Source organism: Alcanivorax sp. HI0083, assembly GCF_001635175.1.
In genome coordinates, this window is the sequence record NZ_LWFX01001256.1 from 1 (window position 1) to 3463 (window position 3463).

5 protein-coding genes are annotated in these 3463 nt (G+C 57.2%); all 5 read right to left on the reverse strand.

Translation table 11 applies throughout. From position 1 onward, the window contains the following. Window positions 1-822 (reverse strand): TVP38/TMEM64 family protein (locus A3754_RS18355; RefSeq protein WP_197468711.1); only part of this gene is annotated, 822 nt, incomplete at its 3' end. Between the two features lie 43 nt (window positions 823-865). Further along, complete coding sequence (locus A3754_RS18360) at window positions 866-1909, reverse strand: methyltransferase domain-containing protein (protein ID WP_063520856.1); 1044 nt, start codon at window positions 1907-1909, stop codon at window positions 866-868. 160 nt (window positions 1910-2069) lie between these two features. Further along, the gene (locus A3754_RS18365) at window positions 2070-2300 is read right to left on the reverse strand and encodes an anti-sigma factor (protein ID WP_063519099.1); all 231 of its coding nucleotides are present in this window, start codon (window positions 2298-2300) and stop codon (window positions 2070-2072) included. Further along, window positions 2294-2902 (reverse strand): RNA polymerase sigma factor, encoded by a 609-nt coding sequence (locus A3754_RS18370; protein ID WP_063520857.1) that lies wholly within the window; start codon window positions 2900-2902, stop codon window positions 2294-2296. Before A3754_RS18370 ends, A3754_RS18365 begins: the two co-directional genes overlap by 7 nt. Before the next feature lie 4 nt (window positions 2903-2906). Beyond that, window positions 2907-3266 carry a PilZ domain-containing protein gene (locus tag A3754_RS18375; protein WP_063520858.1) on the reverse strand — a complete coding sequence of 120 codons (360 nt, stop codon included), beginning with the start codon at window positions 3264-3266 and terminating at the stop codon, window positions 2907-2909. Window positions 3267-3463: the final 197 nt, after the last annotated feature.

The following is a 3463-nucleotide window of genomic DNA, read 5'->3' on the forward strand; positions in this document are numbered from 1 at the left end:
GTCGCCACCCATTTTGTGTTTCTCTATCAGGGTCACTTTCGCTTTGACGGTGGCGGCAATGTAGGCGCTGACCAGCCCGCCAGAGCCTGCGCCAATCACAATCAGGTTGCGGTCAAACTGTTTGGGTTTTTTCCAGCCCTTGTACACGTTGCGTGACTGCAAGCGGGCCATGATCGCCTTGGCTATCCAGGGGAAAATACCCAGCAGCACAAAGGCGCCCAATAACTGAGGCGACAGTAACCCCCCCAGGCTGCCGATCTGGCCAAGTTGGGTGCCTGCATTCACGTAGACCGCCGTGCCTGCCAGCATGCCCACCTGGCTGACCCAGTAAAAGGTGCGCGCTTTGATGGGGGTGAGGCCCATAACCAGATTGATAATGAAAAACGGGACAACAGGCACCAGACGCAATGTGAAAAGATAAAATGCGCCTTCTTTTTTGACTCCCTCATTGAGTTTTTTCAGCCGTTCGCCAAAGCGATTCTGCACCGTGTCATGAAACAGGAAACGGGAGGCGAGAAACGCCAGGGTAGCGCCCGCTGAGGAGGCAAAGGACACCAGTGCCAGGGCAATCCAGAAGCCGAACAGGGCCCCGGCGGCCAGCGTCATGATAGCCGCGCCGGGCAGGCTGAGTGCCGTGACAATGACATAGAGCGCGAAAAAGCCACCGAGGATCAACGCAGGGTTGTCCTGATAAAGAGCATCAAAGGCACTTTGTTGTTCTTTGATATAGCCGAGGCTGAAATACTGCCCCAGATCGAAAACAAAGTAACAACCGATCAACGCGGCGAGGACGGCGAAAAGTAGGCCTTTCTTGATGCTCATTTCAGGTCCTGTTGGTGGGGGTGGGTCAAAGGATTGGTGGGCATCAGCAGCAGCTGCCTGTCGCGTCTGTACTGTTTGCTTGTGCAAATGGCACATTCAGCCCGCAGCCTTCGAAGATACCGTAATGGGTGTTGAAGTTACCGATGAAGTCAAAGTGTGTGGCAAAGCGGCTTTTTTCCAGCATCAACCAGGTATTGCCGCAAACCGGGAAGACTTTGCCCGCTTCAATAAAATGATGGTCGTCCAGGGCAAAGGCGTTGGGACTGTTTTTCAGGGTGCCTTTGTAGACCACCGCCTGGCCATAATCTTCACAGGCTGGTTCCAGCGAATCGATATTGAACAGCCGGTAGGTGGCGGAATAAAAGCGGATATTGCCCAGCGTTTTTTCGATGGTCGGGTTTTCAATGGTCAGCGGGCGGGATTCCACCAGTCTTGGATCGGCAAAGCCGCAGCGCTTGCTCAGGTTGATGAAATCATTCCAGTACAGGGCGCCGGACAGGCACTCTCCGTACAGCACCGGGTCTTTGGCCAGTGAGGCAGGGATGCGCCGGTCTGCATAAACATCGGAAAAAAAGAACTCGCCGCCGGGTTTCAGCAGGCGTTTTACGTCGGCGATGACCTTGGCCTTGTCGGTGCTCAGGTTGATGACACAGTTGGAGATGACAATGTCGAAATAACCGTCCTGCAAATCCAGTTTGTCGAGCTCTTCAATATAGCCTTTCAGGAAACGTACATTGCTGTTGGCGTAACCAAAAGCGTCACGGTGATAGTCGAGGTGGCGATTGGCCACCGCCAATTGCTCGTCGGTCATGTCCACGCCAACCACTTCGCCGTGCTCGCCCACCAGTGCCGATAGCAGGTACACATCTCGCCCGGAGCCGGAACCCAGATCCAGAATGCGCATGCCTTCCAGTTGATCCGGGGCCACCAGCCCACAGCCATAGTAGCGGCTGACCACTTCATCATGGAGTTGTGCCAGCAGGGGCTTGAGATGTTCCGGCGGTGCCTGGTCACAGCAGGCATTGGTTTGCAGGTCTGCACTGGAATGCAGCTGTTTGCCGTAATAATCCTGTACATCGTTACGCATTGAGCGTCTCCGGGGGAAGGATAGTTTGTCATCATGCTGTGAGCGCAGGCGGTCCACTTAACGATCTGGTGGGTCAGAGTAGAACGCCGGGCATTGGGCCGAAATGATAAAAAGTGCACTGGCGGGTAGTAGCGGTCAGCGACTGTGAAAGTCGCGTGAATCAGGGTGTCTTGTCCAGTTTGTCGAGGACCGCGTCGACTTTCTCCTGGCTGACCGTTTCCGGCGGAGGGCGGCGCAGCGAGGTCACCAGCGCACGCAACTGACGTACGTAGCGGCGACAGTGGTGGCATATCAGTAGATGCAGACGCAGTGCGAAGCGCTCCCGTTTGCTTAGCGGGGCGCCATCCACCAGGGCGTCGGCTTTTTCGACGACGTGTTTGCACTTCAACATTCGCCTGTCTCCTGAAAATGATCCACCAGCTCAAACAACCGCGCGCGGGCACGGTGCAGCAGCACACGTACATTGGATGCACTAACGTCGAGCATGTTACAGATATCGTCGAAGTCCATCCCTTGCAGGTCCCGCAGTTCCAGTACCAGGCGCTGATTGTCCGGCATCTTTCCCAGGGTTTTTTCCATGCAGTGGCGCAGCTCGTCGCGGGTCAGCAGAGCGTCTGGGCCGCTCAGATCCCAGTGTTGTGGCGGATGGTCCCAGTGCCCGCCGTCACGAAAGCGGTGCGCCAGTGGGTCCTGTTCATTGCTGGGATCAAACTGAATCTCGCGGCCGCCCTTGCGCAACATCATCCGTGCCTGGTTGATGACGATGCGGGTAAGCCAGGTGCGCAGCAGGCTGCGGCCTTCGAACTTGGCAATGGCGCGGTGGGCAGCGATCCAGCCATCTTGCACCGCTTCTTCCGCATCCGCGGGCGACAGCATGGTGCGAGCGGTGGCCAGCAGCATGTTGTGATGGGCTTTGACCAGTAGCCCAAAGGCAGCTCGGTCTCCCTGGCGCAGGCGGTCAACAAACTCCGGGCTTTCCAGGGTCGGGTCCAAGGTGTCAGCTCTCCGGGGTCAGCAGGGTGGCGGGGTCATCTTCGCCGTCGTCGCCCTGATGCAGCATGACAATGCGGCGTAGATGCTGCATGTCATCCACGGATGGGCGATCAAACATGATGCCAATATCATGGCCCTCCTGGCGCTTTACTTTTGCCGGGAGGGTGAGCGTGATATCAGAGTCTTCCAGGGTAATGGTCAGGGTGACCGGGGCCGCATCGGGCAGCGCGAGCGGCGTGCTGCTGTTGAGCCGTGCGCCCATGATGGAAATGTCGTCCAGTGACACGGGGTGGCTGTCCTGCTGGAAAGCCAGGGTGGCCTCCCCGTCGAAGTCCACCCGATTGGCCCGCCGTCTTTCGTTCATGCTGTCGTCCCTGTTACGTCCCCGGCCGACACGTTGTTGCTGTGTCGGCATTATCCTGCACGAATCAGACTTCGATTCGTTTGTACTTCATGCGCTTGGGTTGCAGGGCCGCATCGCCCAGCTGCTTGCGTTTGTATTCTTCGTACTCGGTGTAAGAGCCTTCGAACCATTCCACCTGGGCATCCCCTTCGAAGGAG

What these genes read in the sequence shown, in the direction of transcription:
- A3754_RS18360 (WP_063520856.1), bottom strand. Translation starts at nt 1,909, where the DNA reads ATGCGTAACGATGTACAGGATTATTACGGCAAACAGCTGCATTCCAGT.
- A3754_RS18365 (WP_063519099.1), bottom strand. Translation starts at nt 2,300, where the DNA reads ATGTTGAAGTGCAAACACGTCGTCGAAAAAGCCGACGCCCTGGTGGAT.
- A3754_RS18375 (WP_063520858.1), bottom strand. Translation starts at nt 3,266, where the DNA reads ATGAACGAAAGACGGCGGGCCAATCGGGTGGACTTCGACGGGGAGGCC.